The 21,714-nt window shown below is 36.0% G+C and carries 19 protein-coding genes and 1 pseudogene; 1 reads left to right on the forward strand and 19 read right to left on the reverse strand.

Going from position 1 to position 21,714, the window contains the following annotated elements; genetic code table 11:
• The 18 genes and pseudogenes from V7Z48_RS11530 to pdxA all read right to left on the reverse strand — a co-directional run.
• Positions 1-886, reverse strand: a pseudogene (locus tag V7Z48_RS11530) (efflux RND transporter permease subunit); the annotation flags it as partial.
• Between the two features lie 115 nt (positions 887-1,001).
• The gene (locus V7Z48_RS11535) at positions 1,002-1,577 is read right to left on the reverse strand and encodes a 4'-phosphopantetheinyl transferase family protein (RefSeq protein WP_334113655.1); all 576 of its coding nucleotides are present in this window, start codon (positions 1,575-1,577) and stop codon (positions 1,002-1,004) included.
• A complete protein-coding gene (locus V7Z48_RS11540) occupies positions 1,574-1,828 on the reverse strand; it encodes an acyl carrier protein (RefSeq protein WP_334113657.1) in 255 nt (84 codons plus the stop codon). The genes V7Z48_RS11535 and V7Z48_RS11540 overlap by 4 nt, the downstream gene beginning before the upstream one ends.
• 21 nt (positions 1,829-1,849) lie before the next feature.
• Positions 1,850-3,124 carry a beta-ketoacyl-[acyl-carrier-protein] synthase family protein gene (locus V7Z48_RS11545; protein ID WP_334113658.1) on the reverse strand — a complete coding sequence of 425 codons (1,275 nt, stop codon included), beginning with the start codon at positions 3,122-3,124 and terminating at the stop codon, positions 1,850-1,852.
• Positions 3,117-3,566, reverse strand: coding sequence for a 3-hydroxyacyl-ACP dehydratase FabZ family protein (locus V7Z48_RS11550; RefSeq protein ID WP_334113659.1), 450 nt, complete (start codon positions 3,564-3,566; stop codon positions 3,117-3,119). Before V7Z48_RS11550 ends, V7Z48_RS11545 begins: the two co-directional genes overlap by 8 nt.
• A gap of 2 nt (positions 3,567-3,568) precedes the next feature.
• The gene (locus V7Z48_RS11555) at positions 3,569-4,366 is read right to left on the reverse strand and encodes an SDR family oxidoreductase (protein ID WP_334113660.1); all 798 of its coding nucleotides are present in this window, start codon (positions 4,364-4,366) and stop codon (positions 3,569-3,571) included.
• On the reverse strand, positions 4,360-5,412 hold the full coding sequence (locus V7Z48_RS11560) for a type III polyketide synthase (protein WP_334113661.1): 1,053 nt from the start codon (positions 5,410-5,412) through the stop codon (positions 4,360-4,362). The genes V7Z48_RS11555 and V7Z48_RS11560 overlap by 7 nt, the downstream gene beginning before the upstream one ends.
• Position 5,413: 1 nt before the next feature.
• Positions 5,414-6,118, reverse strand: coding sequence for a methyltransferase domain-containing protein (locus V7Z48_RS11565; protein WP_334113663.1), 705 nt, complete (start codon positions 6,116-6,118; stop codon positions 5,414-5,416).
• Position 6,119: 1 nt separating this feature from the next.
• Positions 6,120-7,259 (reverse strand): NAD(P)/FAD-dependent oxidoreductase, encoded by a 1,140-nt coding sequence (locus V7Z48_RS11570; RefSeq protein ID WP_334113664.1) that lies wholly within the window; start codon positions 7,257-7,259, stop codon positions 6,120-6,122.
• A complete protein-coding gene (locus V7Z48_RS11575; protein WP_334113665.1) occupies positions 7,259-8,374 on the reverse strand; it encodes an NAD(P)/FAD-dependent oxidoreductase in 1,116 nt (371 codons plus the stop codon). Before V7Z48_RS11575 ends, V7Z48_RS11570 begins: the two co-directional genes overlap by 1 nt.
• A gap of 49 nt (positions 8,375-8,423) precedes the next feature.
• Positions 8,424-11,156: a reprolysin-like metallopeptidase gene (locus V7Z48_RS11580; RefSeq protein WP_334113666.1), complete on the reverse strand. Its 2,733-nt coding sequence runs from the start codon at positions 11,154-11,156 to the stop codon at positions 8,424-8,426.
• A 46-nt stretch (positions 11,157-11,202) separates the two neighbouring features.
• Positions 11,203-13,464, reverse strand: a complete 2,262-nt coding sequence (locus tag V7Z48_RS11585; protein WP_334113668.1) for a zinc-dependent metalloprotease — start codon at positions 13,462-13,464, stop codon at positions 11,203-11,205.
• A 141-nt stretch (positions 13,465-13,605) separates the two neighbouring features.
• Positions 13,606-14,958, reverse strand: a complete 1,353-nt coding sequence (gene accC / locus V7Z48_RS11590) for an acetyl-CoA carboxylase biotin carboxylase subunit (protein WP_334113669.1) — start codon at positions 14,956-14,958, stop codon at positions 13,606-13,608.
• Positions 14,959-15,053: 95 nt separating this feature from the next.
• Positions 15,054-15,542, reverse strand: a complete 489-nt coding sequence (gene accB / locus V7Z48_RS11595) for an acetyl-CoA carboxylase biotin carboxyl carrier protein (protein WP_334113670.1) — start codon at positions 15,540-15,542, stop codon at positions 15,054-15,056.
• A 28-nt stretch (positions 15,543-15,570) separates the two neighbouring features.
• Complete coding sequence (locus V7Z48_RS11600; RefSeq protein ID WP_334113672.1) at positions 15,571-16,563, reverse strand: beta-ketoacyl-ACP synthase III; 993 nt, start codon at positions 16,561-16,563, stop codon at positions 15,571-15,573.
• A gap of 177 nt (positions 16,564-16,740) precedes the next feature.
• Entirely contained in the window at positions 16,741-16,944 is a 204-nt protein-coding gene (gene rpmF / locus V7Z48_RS11605) for a 50S ribosomal protein L32 (RefSeq protein WP_334113673.1), read from the reverse strand.
• Positions 16,945-16,952: 8 nt separating this feature from the next.
• Positions 16,953-17,492 carry a YceD family protein gene (locus tag V7Z48_RS11610; RefSeq protein WP_334113674.1) on the reverse strand — a complete coding sequence of 180 codons (540 nt, stop codon included), beginning with the start codon at positions 17,490-17,492 and terminating at the stop codon, positions 16,953-16,955.
• A gap of 77 nt (positions 17,493-17,569) precedes the next feature.
• A complete protein-coding gene (gene pdxA / locus V7Z48_RS11615; protein WP_334113675.1) occupies positions 17,570-18,610 on the reverse strand; it encodes a 4-hydroxythreonine-4-phosphate dehydrogenase PdxA in 1,041 nt (346 codons plus the stop codon).
• A gap of 60 nt (positions 18,611-18,670) precedes the next feature.
• On the opposite strand from pdxA, the gene V7Z48_RS11620 reads away from it, so the two are divergent.
• Positions 18,671-19,258, forward strand: a complete 588-nt coding sequence (locus tag V7Z48_RS11620; RefSeq protein WP_334113676.1) for a riboflavin synthase — start codon at positions 18,671-18,673, stop codon at positions 19,256-19,258.
• 1,408 nt (positions 19,259-20,666) lie between these two features.
• Here the strand turns inward: V7Z48_RS11620 and V7Z48_RS11625 are convergent.
• Complete coding sequence (locus tag V7Z48_RS11625) at positions 20,667-21,578, reverse strand: polysaccharide deacetylase family protein (RefSeq protein ID WP_334113678.1); 912 nt, start codon at positions 21,576-21,578, stop codon at positions 20,667-20,669.
• Between the last annotated feature and the right edge of the window lie 136 nt (positions 21,579-21,714).

Here is a 21,714-nt window from a genome sequence, read left to right on the forward strand (position 1 = left end):
AGGCAAAATATCCCACAATGGTAGTTAGCGTGGTATAAAAACAAGGTGTAAAACTCTTTCTTATCGATAAACTTAGTAGTTTAAATCTGGATATTTCTGGTCGCTGCAGACCTTCTTTGTGATATATGTTTATGATATGAACCGCGTCGCTCACGCTGTAAACTAGCAAAATAGTTGGAATTAGCATTGATATCATGTTAAGCGCGAAGCCAAACGAGGTAATAATTCCGAATAACAATATAATTGGAACGGCTACAGCGCACAGTGACATAAACAAATATTTTCGGTCCGGAAGCAAAAACAATAACATGAATGCTATTACCAAAATGGTTGAAATTCCAAACACCAAACTTTCTTTATAGATACCTCGGCTATACGCTTCGTTAAGTACTGGTGCGCCTGTTAAACTATATGAATTAGGAAAATATTTTGTGAGATAGGTCTCAATTTCTGGTAGAATAATGGCTCTATCGCTTTCTATATTAGGCGTTGGATTTAACTGAATATACACAAACAAATGCTTCATGTCATCCGTTACCAACTGGCTAGAAATATTTGGGAGTTTGCTCAATAAACTTTTTAAGCCTTTCTCGCTCCGTTTAGGATTGTATAGTTTATCAAAAATTAAAGCGCCATTATTGTATATAGGATATTCGGCAGTTGCTAAACTGAAGGATGTTTTTACATATCTTAAGCCATCAATTTCTTGATGTAGTTGCTGCAATTTGTTGATGTGAAGGCTGTCTAGAGCATTTTCAACATTCAGCATCGCAATAAAAATCTCATCCGAGCCAAACTGTTCTTGGTAATCGATATAAGCTTTATAACTTGGATTATCTTCTAGAAACCATATGGATAAGCTATTATCGACACTTAGATTGTTCACAGTTTGAAAGCCTGAAAAAGCTAATAATATGACGAGCGCGACGATCACAGCCCACTTTATTTTGAGTAAAAATGAAATGATATGTTGGAGCCGATTCACGCTAAAAAAAATGAATTTATTTAAAAACTAATGAAAATGCCCCATAATGACCGTGATGCGATAATGAAATATCAACAGGTAAAACTTGATTATAAAAATAAATCTTTGGAATGCCTATTTCCGATTTGCAAACATTCAGGTGCTGAACAGCGATATTAAAATGTTTTGATACTGCTTTTTTTAATTCAAGTGTAGTGGTTGCGCTTTGATATTTATAGTTACTATATTTAAGTTTAATGCAGTCTGAATAGACTTCGACTGTTTCTTGAAAGGCTATTGAAAAAACATAATTTTCGTTCTGAAGTGTTTTTGTGTTACACAAGAAGTCTTCTTTCGAAACTGTTACTTCATCCTTAAAAAAATTACATTCAAATTGAATTGGTGCATAAAATCTTTGGTTGAAACGCTGCACATATAATTTATAGGCACTTTCTTTTAAGCTCCAGAGTTTCCAAATTTCCACAAATGGATTTTGAGCTAATTTTATGACGTTTTGTTCCGTTTTCGTGAATAATTTGTCTAAAAACCGCTGATTTTTCCAATTTTTGGAGTTTTTAGCGAAGTCTAATGAAACGATATCATTACCTATCATTTGGCATCTAACTTAGCAGTTACGATGTTCATTGCCGATTTTACGGTGAGCATTTGCTCCATGTCTTCATTTTCTAATCTTATGTCAAAAGCATCCTCTATATCTAAAATGATATCCACCAAATTGGCAGAATTTATTTTTAGGTCTTTCACAAAGTCTGTGCTTTCTGTTAAATTCTGAAAAGCTTGTTCGTCCTGAATATAAGGAGCAACAATCGTTTTTAATTGGGCTATTAATGCGTTCTTTTCCATGGTTTGATTTTGAGTATAAAATTACGCTTTAAAACGCTTAAATAAAACACATGCATTTACATCACCAAACCCAAAACTGGCTTTGGCAATAATATCGAAGTTAAAATTGAAGCTGTTGGAGGGGATTTTTTCTTTAGCAACGATGCTTGTAATTTCTGGATGCAAATCTTCACAATTTAAATTTGATGCTACAAATTGATGGTGCAGTTGTAAAACACTAGCAACCGATTCTATGGCTCCTGCAGCCGCTAAACAGTGTCCAATCATTGATTTTGTAGCATTGATGTAAGGGAAATCACTTCCTTCTCTATTTAATGATTTACTCCAGTTTTCAATTTCTAAAGCGTCTTTGGATGTCGCTGTTAAATGACCGTTTATTACCTGAATATCGTTTTTGTTTAAACCAGAATTTTTTATTGCTTGTTTAATACAGCGCTGCACCGCTTCAGGATTTGGCGCGGTTAATGTGCCTCCGTTGCGCTGTCCCCCGGAATTAACTTCGCCACCCAAAACTTCAGCATAAATAGTAGCATTTCTTTCTGAAGCACTGTCTAAAGATTCTAACAACAAAGCACCTGCGCCACTCCCTGGAACAAAACCAGATGCCGAAGCACTCATTGGTCGTGAGCCTTGTTCAGGTGTTTCATTGTGTTTATAGGTACAAACGCGCATGGCATCAAAACCACCCCAAACATAAGGTCCGTGATCGCTACAACTACCAACCAGCATGCGTTTGGCGTTCCCTGATTTTATACGATTGTATCCCATTAAAATGGCTTCCGTACCAGTACTACAAGCAGAGGAATTAGTGGTAACTTGATTACCCAAGCCCAGCATTCCACTTAAATAGGCACTTACACCACTCGCCATAGTTTGTACCACAACGGTACTGCCCAAGCGTCTCACTTGCTTGTCGTCTAATTTATAAATAGCTTCTCTAAATTTTTCAACGCCTGAAGTTCCTGTTCCAAATATTAATCCTGTGTCAATATCCAATTCACTATCGTCGCTTACTGAAAAACCAGCATTTTTCCAGGCATCAATCCCTGCGATGCAACCGTATAAAATTCCAGAACTATTAAAGCCTCGAAGTTGCAATTCAGAAAAATATTGTGATTTTAAATCTTCGGAAATTGTTGGAATTCCGCCAATTTGACAAGAAAAATTTAGGTCTTTTAATTCTTGGTAAAATTCAATTCCCGAAATTCCAAGTCGCAAAGCTTCGGTGAAATTTTCTATTCCAACAGCATTGGGTGCAACAACACCAAGACCCGTAATAACAACGCGATTAGTCATAACCTTGCGATTTAATCATTCCTGAAATACTGCCTTTGCAAACTAGTTCATTTTGTTCATTCAACATTTTTACACGACATTTTAATTTGTTGAATCTGAAATATTCCTTCTCGGAAATGACGGTTATTTTCTCTTTTGGCAACACTGGTAAATAAAAATCTATTTGATGTGATGTTAATGCCACCAGAATATTTTGGTTTTCTAAATTTTCATCTTTAAAAAGATAAATCCCCAAACAAACCAAGCCAATTTGTGCCATACATTCGGTAAGGATAACACCAGGTGTAACAGGTTGGTTTTTAAAATGACCTTCGTAAAAATATTCGGTTTCTTTAAATGTATAATGCCCTTTTACAGCGTTTCCAGAAATAGTTTCTATAGCATCCACAAATAAGAATGGTGACTTATAAGGCAAAAGCGCTATGATTTCTGGTGCTGTCATCTCTAACTTAAATGTTCTCCGCCATCAACAGTAATTATACTGCCGTTAATCCATGAGGCTTCGTCTTTGGTTAATAAATACACTACGTTGGCGACATCTTGTGGACTGGTTAATTTATGAGAAGGGTTTCTTTTCAACGCCATTTCTTCTAGTTGTTTATTTCCCGGAATGGCGCGAAAAGACGCTGTATCGGTAACACCGGCTTGTATGCAGTTTGCTTTAATTCCGTAAGGGGCCATTTCCAAAGCTATGTTTCGTGTGATGGCTTCTAAGGTTGTTTTTGCGGCTGAAACAGCGGCATAACCTCGCCACGATTTTGAATTTCCTTCACTTGTAAAACTAATCACACGTGCGTCTTCACAAAACAACTTGGCCTCTAATACTGCTTGGGTCCAATCGTATAAACTAATTGCCATGGCATTTATGGTTAACAAAAAATCTTGATTTTTCAAGGTTAAATTATTATCATCAACCATGGGTTTTAAATTTCCTTTAGCAATACTGTGAACTAATACCTTGATGCTGCCGTTTTTCTTAAATTTTGTTTGAAGTGTTTTAATCACTTCATTTCTTTTTACTGGACTTAAAGCATCTACATTGAAAGCTAAAAATTCAACCCCGTTTTGCGTTATATCCTTAAATTCATTTTGAATTTCCGCTTCATGAACTCTCGGCGCTCTGTAAATCACACAAATATTCATACCGTGGTCGGCCAACTTTTGCGCTGTTGCCAAACCTAAGCCGCTCGAGCCTCCTAATATGAGCGCCCAATAGTTTTTATTATCAAATTCCTTTACCATTTTAACAATATGCGTTGCGCCGAAAACCCAGGGCCAAAACTCAGCATGAGTCCTAAATCCCCTGATGGCAAATTTCTATCTATAAAACGCTCTAAAACATACAACACTGTTGCACTACTCATATTACCGTATTGTTTTAAAACTTCTTTTGTGTCATCTATGTTTTTTCCGAGTGAGCCAAAAAGGTCTTCAACGGTTTGTACTATTTTTTTCCCACCAGGATGAAAAATAAGGTGATTAATATCTTGAATGCTTAGCTGGTTACGCTCTAAAAATGGATTAATTATATTCGGAAAATGCGCTGCAATAGTTTCTGGAACCGATTGGTCTAAAACCATTTGCAATCCAGAATTCCGAAGTTTAAAACCCATCATGTGGGTTTCATCGTAAAAATGATACATGGCTTCGTCTATAATTTCTGGACCAGATTCATTTTCATAAGAAGACAAAATAGCCGCAGCACAGCCATCACCAAAAATGGCAGCACTTACAATGTTAACCATAGAAAAATCATCTAGCTGAAAGGTTGATGTTGGCGACTCAACCGCAATAATGGCGGCGCGTTTATTGGGGTTAGATTTTAGAAAGTTGTGCGCATAAATCATTGCGGAAACACCGGCAGCACAACCCATTTCGGTAACTGGTAAACGCATTACATCTTGCCGCATTTGTAGATCGTTTATCAAATAAGCGTCTAAGGATGGAATCATAATTCCCGTGCAGCTCACTGTTATGATATAGTCTATATCGATGGGTTGCAATTGCGCTTTTAATAAGACTTTTTTTAATGCTGCACGCGCCAATTTGATGGATTCTCTAATATAAATATCGTTTTTTTCTTCAAAAGAAGTTTTTAAAAATACTTCTTCAGCATCCATGATGGCATAACGCTTATCGACAGCGGCATTTTCGAATATTTTTAGAACTTTTCGTTTAAAACGTACTTCTTGACCTGCCAGCCAACTTTCAACATAAGGCAAAATATCCTTAGTATATCGTGTATATTGAGGAAGTTGTTTAGACACTGCTGTTATTTTTACTGCCATTTTAAGTTGTTATAACCCACTGATAACGAAACGCCCATTGCCATCGGATGTTGTAATTTAAGTTGAGTTGTTCGGAAAATTTTATGAGTTCATTTTTTTTAAAGGCTCTTTTAATAGAAATTAAGCCGTCTTGCTTTATCATGTGGTTTGAAATTACCAATCCCAAACACTGAAACAGAAAATACGCCAGTTTGCTTCGTTGTAAATCGTTAACAACAATTCCTAAGTTGGCATTTTTTGAAAAAGTGTTGAGCAGTTGCACAATATCTTCATCTTTAAAATGGTGAAGAAACAAGGTTGACAGAATAATGTCGCAGTTGAGTTTTTCAAAATCTTCAGAAAATACATCCGATACTTTGAAATGTAGTTCCGGAAACTCGCTAGATAATTCATTGGCGTACGCTATGGCATATGTGTTGGCATCTATCCCGATAAGTTTCAATTTGAAATTATGCCTTCTTCCCCATTGTGCGATTAATCTTAAAATATCACCATGGCCACAGCCTAGGTCAACAATAGTGTAAGTTTGGCTTTTGTCTTTTTCTTGCAAAAGTTTTTCAACTCCATTTAAAGTGATGCGATTACCGCCAAGCCATTTATTAATATTTCCTAACTTATCAAGCGTGTCACGAAGCAATTCACCTTGCATGGTAAAATCGTCCATAAGTTCTTGTTCGGTGCTTCTGTAGGTTGTATTAATGGGCATTTTAAACAGCTTTCATTGGCGCGCCATGCGTGCGTTTAATTATTTTTGAAATTAGCGATGGAAATAGATACAAAAGGTTCAAAACAATTGGAGCCAGCCATTCTTGCCTGAATAAATAAGCAATGGTACGGCCTGTTTTTAGTCTCGATTTAAAAGTTGTATTCCACTGGTTGGCATAGTGTTGTTCCATTTCATTCCTATTCGGAATTTTTTTATGAAGATAGTCAATTATTGTCTCAGATGCCAATTGTGCGCTTCTAATTGCCATGGCCATGCCGTTTCCGCATAAAGGGTGAATCATGCCAGCCGTGTCACCACACATGATTATATGATTTTCGACTGGATTTTTAATTTTAAAAGAAATTTGACTAATGCTCAAAGGTTGATCAAATTGCGAAACTGAGTTTTGAAAAATTGAACGTAGCGCTGAGTTTTTAAAGACTACTTTTTCTTGAAATTCTTTAATGTTTTTAAATTTTTTAAAGCTTTTATAGTTGGTGATGTAACATAGATTTGTCGTGTTTCCTTCAACCATTGACACACCACAATAACCACCTATAAAATTGTGTAAAGCCACTTTATTAGAAGGAAAATCTGTTATTACATGGGTTTTCACGGCTAGATATGGCGAAGTTTCTTTGATAAAGGAGCGCTCTAAATTTATATCCAGATTTGCACGTTTTCCATAGGAACCAATAACTATTTCTGCCTGAAAGAACTGCCCGTTTTTTGTATTTACTGTGAATAAATTGTTATCGAAGCTGATATCAATTACAGCGTCATGAACTACTTCAACACCTTTGCGCTGCGCCAATTTAAATAGTTGGAAGTCTAGTTTATAACGACTTATGCCGAAGCCACCGAGCGGAAGCTTTGATTTGATAGACTTGTTGGCGCTTGTGGTTAATTCAAAATCATCCATGCATTTCGCCCCAAAATCGAATGGGTTAAAGCCCAAGCTATTCAAATATGGTAGTACTTCATTTGAAATGTATTCACCGCATACTTTATGTTTAGGGTAGCTGTTTTTTTCAATTACCAAAACCTCAATATTAAACATTGATAAATGAATGGCGCTGGTTAAACCGGCTAAGCCGCCACCGATAATAATGACCTTATATGTCGGTTTTTGCGTTTCCATTATTCAACCAAATCTGATAATGCCTTCCCAACATTACTGCCAATGGCAATTCCCATTCCTCCTAATCTTACGCCGCAAAACACGTTATTTGAAATTTGTTTTACAATAGGTTTTTTTTGAGAGCCAACACCCATAATGCCACTCCAGCGATGGTCTATTTCAAAAGTTGCATTGGGTAAAATAACTTCCTTTAGGTATGTTTCTAAAGTGTTTTGGACTAATTGGGTTTGACCAAATTCGGTAGTGTTTTCGGTTTTGAAATCAAGATTTCTTCCACCGCCAAATAAAATTCTGTTGTCGATGTTTCTGAAGTAATAGTAGCCTTTATCGAGATGGAAAGTGCCTTTGATATGTAAGTTTATAATTGGTTTGGTTATGAGCACTTGCGCGCGTGCTGGTTGCACTTTTTCATTTAACAATTGACTTGCAAAACCATTGGTAGCTATTAATAATTTAGAACTTGAAAATTCAAAATGGTTGGTTTTTATTTGAACGCCGGAAGCATTTTCCTGAAAACTTTCAACTGAAACCGTATTCAAAATTTTAATGCCGTTCTTTAAAGCTTTTAGCAAAAGTACTTGCATCATCTTGCATGTATCTATTTGAGCTTCATGTTTATTGAAACTGTAATTTGGCTTAATTTTATTAAATTTAAATTTGTTATCTGTAACGCTAAAAACATCGTCATTAAAAATAGGGGATAAAAGTTCGTTTACGGAATTCATTCTGCTCAAACAACTTTCATAAAACTCAGTTTCTCGATCTAAAAACAACTCATAACCACCAAAATGCTTATAATCTATTTGTTTATCGCCTAAAGTTTGCCGTAGTAATTGCAAGCCACTTTGTCGGTTTTTGACCATTTCAACCACTTCTGTTTCACTGTGGTGATTTAAATCATCAATGATTTCGCTTAAACTTCCGAAGCAAGCAAAACCCGCATTTTTTGTACTGGCTCCTTGTGGTAAATAGCCTTTTTCTAAAATTAAAATATTAGATTTTGGGAATCGTTTCTTTAAAGAAAGTGCGCAATTCAGTCCCACAATACCACTGCCGACTATGGTAAAATGGATGTTATGTAACCATGATTTTATTTCCCAATATGATAGATTCATAAACAAAAAAAGCTCCCTATAATGGGAGCTTTAAGTTAGAAGAAATTTATTAATCTACGATTATTTTTTTAGTTACTTTTTGATTACCATCGGTAATGCTTAATAAATACATTCCTGATTGTGCATTATCTAAAGTAAGTGTTTCCTCAAATCTTCCATTGGATTGGTAAGTTTTACTTAGAATCGCTCTACCTCTTATGTCGTAAACGTCAATTTTGACATTTTCGCTTTGCGGGATAAAACTGACATTGAAGGTTCCGTTGTTTGGGTTTGGAAAAACCTGTAAATTATTGAACTCATTATCAGCTATTGAAAGCGATGATGAGGTGCAAATTTCCAATGACCAGTTGTTAAGTGTTCCTGTGTCGCCTGCAAAAAAGTCTGCAATACGAATGGTCCAATTTCCTTGAGAATTTAGTCCATTAAATACACTCAACGACTCAACTGGTGCATAAGTGCCCGAAGTTGGAGAACCACAAACAATTGCTGGAGCACCATCTTGAAAAGTTACATTTATATTGTCGTTATTGCCACAATTGCCAGACCAAACAACAGAAGCGGTCGTTCCATCAGGATGCTCAACTAAAATTAATATATCACCAACCCAAGTGTGCGATACATTTACCGAAACAGAAACTTGGTCAATTACAACATTGTCAGGAACATTAATTTGATGAGAAATTGCTGTGCCTTGAATAGGTCCTGTGGTCCCCGAACCGTCGGGAATGGCAATACCGAGATTGGCATCGGAGGCGTAATCCGCACAGGTTAAAGAACCTACCGTAAAGCTTTGTGCATTTACATTAAAGAAAATATTGCCAACTGCCTCGACCATTATTCGGCAATTTACACCAAAAACATCTGGTACAATTATATCTTGAGTCCCATCATTAGGTGTGTTTGAAGCCAAAACCACGTCGAAATTTTGACCACCATCTGTCGATAATAATATATTAACATTTTGAGTGTTTATGTCAACACCATTTGTATTGGCCACATCCCATGTTACAGTTTCTGTTTCTCCAGGTGTCCAGGTTATACCAGTTGTATTTTGTGATGTAACTCTGAAAAAAGCGGCGGCATTATTATTCGTCACTATCATATTATCTACTGCAATCTGACCTCCTCGCGGATCGTTGTCTCTAACTGTTAATCGATAATTAATTTGTCTAGTTACTAAACTTAACTTCTCCCATGTAGAAGACGTGCCACCGTTTATAAGAATATCCTCAAGTCTTGGAATATAACGAGTTGGGTTGGTTGAGCCTTCAAAAGAGCGCACCAAAGGGCCTTGTAGATTGGTTTCTGCAGGTAATCCTGCTGGGCCTAAATCGTACTGTTCCCAGGTGTAGGTATGACTTGCTGTACCATTAGCATCGGTGGAGCTTCCTGTTAACTTATAAGGAGTGCCTGCCGGAATAATATAATTTGCCCCAGCATTGGCAGTTGGCGAACTATTACCTGTGGAAGTTTGAGTAGGACAAGAACTACTGTTTCCAGAAGAAACATTCGCCCAAATTAGCGCTAAGCTACGTTGGTGAAAATAGGCATCGGAATTATTTTGAATATTATCGGAACCACAGATACCGGCGTAAGCCATAATTGTGGTACCACTTCCTGGTTCATAAGCCGATGAAGCTGTCCTGTTATTTCCTGAACAATTGCCTTGTGTACCATTAAAAGTGTGAGGTGACCCAAACTGGTGTCCTATTTCATGGGCCACAAAATCAACGTCAAATGGATCTCCTAAGGGCTGAAAAGAACCAGTAATCCCTCTAGCTTTACTGCCAGATACACAAGGCACATTCAAACTAGCTAAACCGCCTCCACCAGTGCTGAATGTGTGTCCTATATCATAATTAGCATTTCCAATATTACTGTCTATAACGGACTGACTCTGATTAATAAGCGTGCCGGCATTGTTATTATCGAAAGGGTCGTTTGTTAAAAATATAATGATTTCATTATTTGGAATTATCGTCATTGTAACAGATAAATCTCTTTCATAAATACCGTTAACTCTAGTCATAGTAACATTCATAGCAGCTAAAACAGCCGCTTTCTTTTGTGCATCAGGCGCTGCATTAAGTCCAGCTTGATTAACATGAAAAGCTGCGTATTCCTCGGTACAGGCTAATGCCATGCGATATTCTCTTAAGGTACCGTCGTTAGCGTTTCTTGCCTGATTTAAATCGAAAATCTCATTTCTATTAAACTCCGAAAATTCATCTTCAACTTCACAAACGTGAGGGTTTTCTAGTGGGTTCAAATGTCTCTTAGAATATACTATATAAATATCTCCTTGCTTTGAAAATGGATCGATATACTGTACGCCTAAATGTGACCCTAATGTCATGGTGTGTAGCCCGAAAGGAGACAAACTAAACCTCAAGAATAATGATGGATTGTCAACACCCTGTCCAACGTATGACCGTATGTTTGGATATTTTCTTTGTAGCTCTTCATCAATAATATTAGCTTCCATTATTTTGAAGTTATCAAAATCACCTAAAGAGTTTGGTAAACTAATAATCACATTTGAGTCAACATTTGTATTTAATCTGTATGGCGCTGCTTGTAATGTACTTTTTAAACTTTCTAAATTTAATTGAAAATACTGAGCTTGATAGGGTTGCGCTTTCCTTAAAATTTGTTCAGTAAGTTGAGCTTTTGCCGGGTCAATTGGCTTCCATAAGTTAGAAGCACTTTGTGATAGCCCTATAATAGAAAACAATAATACAAATAAGACTGTAAATAGTATTTTGATGTAATTTTTTTTCATGATTTATACGTTTTGGGGTGAAAACTTTATACGATTTAAATTATTATTATTCAATAATTATCTTTTTTGTTGCCATTTTATTTCCGTCTAAGACCTTCAATAGGTAAATACCAGCATTGAGATTATTAACCGATATATTCGATTTTATCTCTCCGTTATTTTCGAATGATTTAAAAAAAAGCACTCGGCCTCTTATATCATATAAATTGATTAATACAATGTCTCCTGAAACAGAAAATAACTCTACATTGAAAGTGCCATTATTAGGGTTGGGGTAAATTTTAAGATTAGCTGCAAGTGCTTCGTCATTAACGCTTAATTGTTCTTGAATTTGAAAAGCTCTTTGATTAACATTAAAGAATATATTTCCGACTGCCTCAACCATAATTCTGCATTGAGCGGCGTCAACATTTGGTAAAACAACATTCTCAGAACCATCATTTGGAGTGTTACCTGCCAAAACTATATCGAATGTTTGTCCTCCGTCAATTGATAAGAGAATATTCACACTGGTTGCATTTATTCCCGATCCAGTTGTTCCTGCAACATTCCAAGTAACATTTTGAGAAGTGCCACCATCATATACTAAATTAGAAGTATTTTGTGAGGTAACTGTGAAGAACCCCGTTGATACTGTATTAACTGTCATAACATCAAATGCAGCTTGTCCACCTCTTACGTCATTGTCTCTAACTGTTAATCTAAAACTAATCGTTCTTTCTAAAATAGCCAATTGTTCCCATTGTGTTGAAGTTCCTCCATTAGATAAAACATCAGGTAAATTTGGTACGTATCGAACTGGACTTGTACTGGGAGGAAATGAACGTACTAATGGCCCTTGAAGTGTAGTTCCTGAAGGCGCTCCTGCTGGCCCAAGATCGTATTGTTCCCATGTATAAGTATGAGAGTCTATCCCATCTGGATCTGTTGAAGATCCGGTTAATTTATAAGGGGTTCCTATGGGAATTGCAAAAGAACCTCCCGCCTCTACCGATGGTGCATTATTAGATGTTGGAATTAAATTTGAACAGGTGCTGTTTCCTGTGGTGAGATTTGCCCAAATTGATTCTAAACTACGTTGATGAAAATATAAATCACGATTTCCTTGAACATTTTGAGCTCCGCAAATACCTGGATATGCCATGATAGTTGTTCCACTCCCGGTTTCATAAGCAGAATCGGCCGATCTATTGTTAGTACAGCTCCCCGAGCTTCCATTAAAAGTGTGTCGACTTCCATATTGATGTCCAATTTCGTGCATTAAAATTCCTTCAAAACCAACACCAGATGGTATGCCTGATCCTGTTACGCCTCTTGCTTTATTATTTGTACATGGGGAGAAGAGTTGAGCTAGACCTCCTGGGCCAGTACAAAGCATGTGACCTATATCATAAACTGAACCGATAAAAGCATCAATAAATTGCTGACTTTCGTCTATAAGATTTGATAAATTATTGTTAGTTAAAAAAGGAGACGATAAAAAGATAACATTTTCATTTGTTGGTACTAAAATCATTGTTAATGATAAATCATTTTCAAAAACCGCATTTACCCTAGTCATAACGCCATTCATAACACCAAGAACGGCTGCTTTCTTTTGTGCATCAGTCCCGCCATTTAATCCAGCTTGGTTTATATGATACGCTGCGTATTGTTCGGTACAGCCAAGAGCTAACCTAAATTCTCTTAGTTGGCCGTCATTTGCATTTCTGGAAAAACTTGTTCTATTAAAATCCTCCTCATTTTCAAATTCATCTCTAACGCCACATTCAAACTGGTCTGTATAATCAGGCAAATCGTGTCTATAGAACACCGAATATATTTGCTGAATTATATTGATTGGCTCAATATATTCAGTTCCATTAATATCATTCAGCGCAATAGATTTTAGACCTTGATCTGAAACGCTAAATCTTACTGTTTTTGAACGGTTTGTAATACTTCTACCTGTATAAGAACCAAGCTCAGGATACTGACTCTGGAGTTCCTCATCTAAAACAGATGCTGAAAAAATTTGATATTGCTCCATTTTTCCTTGTGCATTGGGAATTCCGATGACCACATTTGAGTTTATAAGGTTATCTTTACGGTCTGGTGCATTTCGAATTGCATTCTTAAATGCAACAAGGTCTAAGCTATAAATAACTTCTGTCTTTGGTATGTCAATTCTATTTTCTAAATCTGCAGTTGAAATGGTAGCGGCATCAACTGCCGTCCAAAAATTAGCATTATTTTGCGTAAATGCCTTATAACCAAATAAAACAGAAAACAAAAGGAATCCTGTTAGAAAAGTAATCTTCTTATTCATAAAAAATTTTTTGCTAAAGTTAAGTTCAAACTAACAATTATGCAATAAAAATAGGATTTTTATGAATTTAGGTGGGATTTAAGCTAAAAAATTTCGTTAAAATATAAACCCTAAGCTCTCACTTAGGGTTTACATTTATCTTCAATCTTCTTTTACGTCTTTTAATTTAAAATCTTCCATGAACTTAGTGGTGTAATTACCAGCTCGATAATTTGGGTCGTCCATCAATTGCCTATGAAATGGTATGGTCGTTTTAATACCTTCAATAACAAACTCATCTAAGGCACGTTTCATTTTATTGATTGCTTCTTCTCTTGTTTGCGCGGTTGTGATGAGTTTGGCAATCATAGAATCGTAATTTGGCGGAATACTGTAACCCGCATAAACATGCGTGTCTAATCGAACACCATGGCCTCCTGGGGCATGTAAAGTAGTTATTTTTCCTGGTGATGGTCTAAAACCGTTAAATGGGTCTTCGGCATTAATTCGGCATTCAATTGAATGTAGGTTAGGTGTGTAATTTTTTCCAGAAATTGGAACGCCAGCGGCCACTAATATCTGTTCTCTTATCAAATCAAAGTCTATTACTTGCTCGGTGATTGGATGTTCTACTTGAATACGTGTATTCATTTCCATAAAGTAGAAGTCACGGTTTTTGTCTACCAAAAACTCAACTGTTCCGGCGCCTTCATATTTTATAAACTCGGCGGCCTTAACGGCGGCTTTACCCATTCTATCTCGAAGTTCGTCTGTCATAAAAGGTGATGGAACTTCTTCAGTTAACTTTTGATGACGTCGCTGAATAGAACAGTCTCTTTCAGATAAATGACAAGCCTTTCCTGTTGAATCCCCAACTATTTGAATTTCGATATGTCTGGGCTCTTCAATAAGTTTTTCCATGTACATGCCATCATTACCGAAAGCTGCTTTTGATTCTTGTCTGGCCGAATCCCATGCTCCTTTTAAATCTTCTGGTTTCCATACCGCTCTCATGCCCTTTCCACCACCACCGGCTGTTGCTTTTAGCATAACTGGGTAACCAGTTTCCGAAGCAACTTTTTGGCAATGTTCAAAATCTTCAATAATACCATCGCTTCCTGGTACACAAGGTACACCAGCGGCTTTCATAGTGGCTTTGGCCGTTGCCTTGTCGCCCATTTTTGCAATCATTTCTTCGGATGCGCCTATAAATTTAATACCATGTTCAGCACAAATTTTTGAAAACTTTGAATTTTCTGATAGAAAGCCGTAACCAGGATGTATCGCATCGGCGTTGGTAATTTCGGCGGCTGCTATAATATTTGACATTTTTAGGTAAGATTCGCTACTGGCTGGCGGACCTATACAAACTGCTTCATCGGCGAATTTAACATGTAAACTTTCGGCATCGGCAGTTGAATAGACAGCCACCGTTTGAATACCCATTTCTTTACAGGTCCTAATTACACGAAGCGCAATTTCACCTCTATTGGCAACTAATATTTTTTTAAACATAACTTTTAAAATTAAAAACTTAAATTCCAAGTACCAAATTCCACCCACTGGGTTTTGGGATTTGTCTATTAATCACGTAACTTCAAGATTAACTGTTATGACGGATCTACTAAAAATAATGGTTGATCGAACTCTACCGGTGAAGAATCATCAACTAAAATCTTAACGATTTTGCCCGAAATTTCCGATTCAATTTCATTAAAGAGCTTCATAGCTTCGATGACGCAAAGCACATCGCCTTCTTTTATATCACTCCCGACTTCCACAAACATAGGTTTGTCTGGGGATGGTTTTCTGTAGAAAGTTCCAATAATTGGAGACTTTACTGTAATATATTTGCTGCTTTCGGCAGTCTCAGTATTTGCAACTGGCGGCGCACTTGAAACTACTGGTGAAGACTGCTGTTGCTGGACCTGTGGCACGGCTTGGCTCATTGGTACGTGCTGAATCATGGTGGATGGTTCACCTTTATATTCGCTACCCGTTTTAATGGTGATTTTCACATCATCCATTTCTAATCTAACTTCGTTTGCGCCAGACTTTGCCACAAACTTGATAAGATTTTGAATATCCTTTAAATCCATATATACATTTGTTTATTTAGTTAGTTTCTTAGTTATATGCCCATTTTAAGTAAACCGAGCCCCAAGTAAATCCACCGCCAAAGGCAGCAAATATTAGGTTATCACCTTTTTTAAATTGAGCTTCAAATTCTGATAGTAATAAAGGTAATGTTGCCGATGTGGTATTACCATATTTTTGTATGTTTTTTAAGACTTTATGTTCTTCTAGCTTCATTCTACTTGCCGCTGCATCAATAATACGCATATTAGCTTGGTGTGGCACAAGCCAATCTACATCTTCGTTGGTTAGGTTATTGCGCACTAATATTTTCTCACATACGTCAGCCATGTTGGATACTGCAAATTTAAATACAGTTTTACCATCTTGAAAAACGTAGTGCTGTTTATTAGTTACGGTATCTATGCTTGGAGGTAAGATTGAACCGCCTGCATCTATTTTTAAATGTGATCTTCCGTTTCCGTCACTTCGTAAGTATTCATCTTGCAAACCCATACCTTCTTGATTAGGTTCAAAAAGTACCGCACCGGCGCCATCTCCAAAAATGATACAGGTTGTACGGTCTTCATAATCAATAATAGAAGACATTTTATCGGCGCCTATTAACAATACTTTTTTATAACGTCCAGACGTAATATACGCTGAAGCAGTTGACATACCGAATAAAAAACTAGAACATGCCGCTTGTAAATCATAAGCAAAAGCATTGGTGGCCCCTATTTTGGTGGCGACATAAACCGCTGTTGAGGCCACTGGCATGTCGGGAGTAGCTGTAGCGACGATGACTAGGTCTATTTCAAGCGGATTAAGATTGTGTTTTGATATAAGCTGTTCTGCGGCTTTAATGGCTAGGTAAGAAGTGCCTTCGCCTGGAATTTTGAGAATTCTTCGCTCTTTAATACCGGTACGAGAGGTGATCCATTCGTCGTTGGTATCTACCATAGTTTCTAATACCTTGTTTGATAAAACAAAATCTGGTACATAGGAACCAACGGCGGTTATAGCGGCTGTAATATTACCCATTATGATTCTTTAGATTCACAAAATTTGGCTGAAAAAGACCAAATTTGACTAAAAAAAGGTTGTTTTTTATCAATTTGGTCTAAAATCATTGCAAAATAGGTTGTTTTTAGAAGACTTAAAAATTAATCATAAAAAAAACGCTCGTAAACGAGCGCTTTATGTATGCGTGCATAATATTTATGCTAGATTTTCTTCTTTTGCTGAATTGTCAATCAACACTTGGCCTCTGTAGTATAATTTACCTTCATGCCAGTGTGCTCTATGATATAAATGAGGCTCTCCGGTTGTTGGGCAAGTTGCTATTTGAGGCACAGAAGCTTTGTAATGTGTTCTTCTTTTGTCTCTTCTTGTTTTCGAGATTTTTCTCTTAGGATGTGCCATTTTAAATACTATTTATCTGTTAATAAATTTTTTAATTTGTCCCAACGAGGATCTATCTCGTCGGTATTCTTTTTATTTTCTTCTTGTTTTGGACTTAATTCTTCCAACTTAGTTAAAACTTCACTTTTTAAAGTTCCGTCTTTTACTCCAGGATGAACGCGCTTTAATGGAACTGATAAAATAATAAGTTCATATATGTATTGCGCTATATTAATTTCGTATTCACCGTGCGGAATAATTAATATAGAATCGTGTTCGTCATTAAACTCTTGCCCGAACTTTACCACCAAATCAAAACTTCCTTCTATGGGTTGGTCGTAGGGTTCGTCGGTTAGGTCGCAATTGACATTCACGGTTCCTTCTATTTCGAAATGCAACTCTAGGAGCGTTGTTTTCTTTTCGAATAAGAGATTTACTTTAACATTTACTCCGTTAAAATCTTCATAATCAAAACAATCAAAGAACGGTTTTTTAATTTCGTAATCAAAATGGTGCTTTCCTAATTTTAATCCTACAAACTGGATATCATAATCTTTCAAAGCCTTCATATGCGCACTCATTTTGAGCCTGCAAATATATAAATTTTATTTTAGAGCATCATGTTATAAACAAAAAATGTTTACAACTATTTTTTTGAGGTTTTTAAAGGGTTTATAGAGAGCTTTTCGTGTTGCGCTCTGTTCTTGAAAATCTTAAGTGCTGTGAAAATTGCCTGTTTAAAGGAAGAAGCGTCGGCAGTATTCTTACCCGCTATTTCATAGGCTGTTCCGTGATCTGGTGAGGTTCTAACTTTGCTTAATCCGGCAGTGTAATTAACACCTTCGCCAAATGAAATGGTTTTAAAAGGAATGAGCCCTTGGTCGTGATATGTTGCCACTACAGCATCGAAATTTTTAAAATTATTAGAGCCAAAAAAGCTATCGGCGGCATATGGACCATACACCAACATGCCTTTTTCCTGAAATTTATGAAGCACTGGTCTTAGCAAATTATCATCTTCGTTGCCAATAACACCGTTATCGCCTGCGTGCGGATTAATCCCCAGAACGGCAATTTTTGGTCTGATTGTTTTAAAGTCTTTGATGAGGGAGTTGTAAATGATATTTATTTTTCCTTCGATTACTTCGGCAGTAATTGCTGAGCTTACATCCTTTAATGGTAGGTGGTCTGTAAGCAGGCCAACTTTAAGATTATCGGTTACCATAAACATAAGGCTTTTTCCATTCAATTCTTTGGCGATATAGTCGGTATGACCAGGAAAATTAAAGGACTCCGATTGAATATTTTGCTTATTGATTGGAGCGGTTACCAATACGTCTATCTCGTCTTTTTTTAATGCGGCAACTGCTCTTTCTAGTGATTTAATAGCATATCCACCTATAGCTTTGCTTTCCTCTCCAAAATTAATTTCTACTTGTTCTTTCCAAACATTGTATACATTAACCCGGCTATCAATAATTTGATTAAAATGGTCTACACCGTGAAAATTAATCTCACTTTGCTGGTGGTTTTTAAAAAAAGACATGGTTTTAATTGAAGCAAAAATAACTGGCGTGTAAAAATCCATCATACGCTTGTCTTCAAGAGCTTTTATAATGATTTCAGGGCCAATGCCATTAAGATCGCCAACCGAAATTCCGACGCGTATTTTATGTTCTTTTCTCATTAAATTGCTGTGATTTGTATGTATTTTTGCAATTACAAATTTAACCAAATTATATTACAAATGTTTACTGGAATAATTGAACAACTAGGGGTGGTTTCTAATTTAGAAAAAGAAGACGGCAATTTGCATATTACTGTAGACAGCCCTTTAGCCTCAGAATTGAAAATAGATCAAAGTTTGGCTCATAATGGAGTTTGTTTAACGGTGGTTTCTAAAACTGATACTAGCTATACCGTTACCGCAATTGACGAAACGCTTCAAAAAAGCAATATTGGGCATTTACAAATTAATGATTTGGTGAATCTGGAGCGTGCTATGAAAATTGGCGACCGATTGGACGGACATATCGTGCAAGGGCATGTTGATCAAACAGCGGTTTGCACTAAGGCCGAAGATTTAAATGGCAGCTGGAAATACACCTTTACTTATGATGTTACACCTAAAAATATTACCATAGAAAAAGGTTCTATTACCGTAAATGGTGTAAGTTTAACGGTTGTTGATTCTGGTGTTAATAGCTTTAGCGTGGCTATAATTCCTTATACTTTTGAGCACACCAACTTTAAAACATTTAAAGAGGGCACTGTGGTTAATCTAGAATTCGATATGATTGGAAAGTATATTCAAAAGCTAAGTGCACTTAACTAAGACATTTTTTCAGTTTTGCTTTTTCTTAAAAAGTATACGCCTATAAACATTGCAACTATTATCATAACAGGTATATAATTGTCAATTGGTAAACCAGGTGGTGGTGGTGGTACTGGCGGTGGCGGGGTTGATGGTTGTGCCGAAATGCTCGCCACAGGTATTAAACACAGCAGAAACAAGGCAATTATTTTAATTTGACGTAATCTCATTAGAATTCTAAACGCAAATGTATTAAAAAAAGCGTATTATAAAACTTACTCACAACTTCTATATCCAAAAAATTATTTTTTATCGATTAATAGCCTTTTTTGTTAGCATACAGAGGGATTACATTAAGTGCTTTGCAAAATTATTAAATACTGTTAGCAAATATATACTTTTAATAATGATGCCAAAATATAATTTAGTTTAATTAATAGTTAAGAACGTTTAGATGCATAAAATATTATAATACAGTTTGTAGCAAGAATTATTTATTCTTTAAATTATTAATTTTTGATACTGGTTTTAGGTACAAAATTGAAATACATTCTAACTGTTTTTTCACTTTTCATTATTGTGTTTACGAAAAATTAGGTTAAGCGGTTTTAAAATTAATAAGATACTTTAACTAAGTACCTGCTAAAAGCTTGCCATGGGTAAACCATTAGGCATCTATTAGTTTTATTTACTATATATGCGCTATACATTCGATACACATAGGCTATATTTATTGGCTAACTTGCAACAATCTAATGATTTAATCTTCTTACGGCACGACAGAAAAGCCTTATGGAAATTAGTGGTGCGCTGGGTTTTGTAACGTTTTATGTATTTGGCAATAAAGAATTTGTTAGGAAGTCCGTGTGATTTGCTATGATCGGTTTCGAAAAAATGTCATGATGTGAAAGTTAAGAACTTAAAGTATAAATGATTCATCATAAAAATGAGACTCTTACGGGTGAATAAATGAAATTCTTGATTCTTAAATACAAATTATCTAAATCTGTCACTATCTCATGCATTAACCATGCTTTATCCATGCCTTTGATAGGGCTTTGATAGGCTTTACCAATATATCAAATTACCCATATGACCCGTCCTGAAATAACTATACAGATTAATATATTGAATAAATTGGCTAAGCCTTATTTTTGCCTCTAGGTTTGGACGTAGAATTTTATTGTTTTCATGGGACAGGTCAAGACGTGGATTTTAGTGGGACAGGTCAAGACCTGCGACTGATACAATCCCAGCCAAGACGAAACATTTCTAAAAAACAAAGAGCCTCGCTAGGTGTTAGATAATCGCAGCTAGATATCGGTATAATTCGGCAGGGGATTTAGTTTCAACTTTTAGCTTGTAAAATACACCAAACTCTCGTTTTAATCACAAATCTCTTCACCTGACGGCGAAGGCAAGAGGGTATTTATATGCTGTTAGAAATAGTTTTTATTTCTACAGTTTCTCCAGCTTCAAGTTTTTTAATTCCTGTTGATAGTTTTATCCAAACCAACTGATTGTTTGAGGGATTAACTATTTTGTTTTCATTAATTTGAACTCTTTTAATAGCTTTTAAGTATTTTGTTAGTTCTCCATTACCAACAGACCAAATATCCTTAGCTTCTCCAATTTTTTCACAAAACTCAACCATAGTATTCCATCTCTGTTGATCTTTAAATTCCCATGAATGTCCCCAAACGTAGAACAACGATAATTTTGGTTCGTCAAGTATTAAATAGTCGTTTAAATAGTCTAAAACTTTACTGTCATGACAGGTTGGATTCCATATTAAGTAGTTTTTTGGTAGGTTGAATGTATAAGTATCATCTACGGTTCTAGCATTGGTAATTTCTGTTGTAGCGATAAGTTTAGCAATACCATCATTGGTATTTCCAAATGGGTAAGCCATACTTATGATTTTCCTTCCTGTAAGTTCTGTTAGGTTTTTAATATCTATTTGAACTTCGTCCAGTATTTCTTTGTCCGTAATGTCAATAAAATTTTTATGTAAAGCGCCATGTGCAGCAATTTCATGATTTTTATATATAAACAAAAGGGAGTCTTTTGCGACATATTTTTGAAAAATAGTATCACCATTTTGTTGAGACCAACCACGTTTGGTACCTAAATATTCTGAATTTAGGTTAAATGTTCCCACAAGATTGTGTTGGTCAAATAAATTTGCTAAATGCATATCTTCAATTGTACCATCATCATAACTCAATACTAGAGCTTTGTATGTTCCTTCCGGGTAAGTAAAGTCAATAAATTCGGGCTTTTCTTTACAAGAAGCAAAAAGCAAAAAACAACTGTAAAATATAATAATTAATCTTGTCATTTGTTAAATTGTTGGAACGTTGTTGTGTAACAGGCGTTGCTTGGTTTGGCAATTAAAATAGTTAAAAAGCGCAAACGTTCGCGCTTGCGCGGATTTTCCGAAAAGTATAATAAAAGCAATGCTTGTTACACGGTGT

Source organism: Paucihalobacter sp. (genome assembly GCF_036825875.1).
GTDB lineage: Bacteria > Bacteroidota > Bacteroidia > Flavobacteriales > Flavobacteriaceae > Paucihalobacter.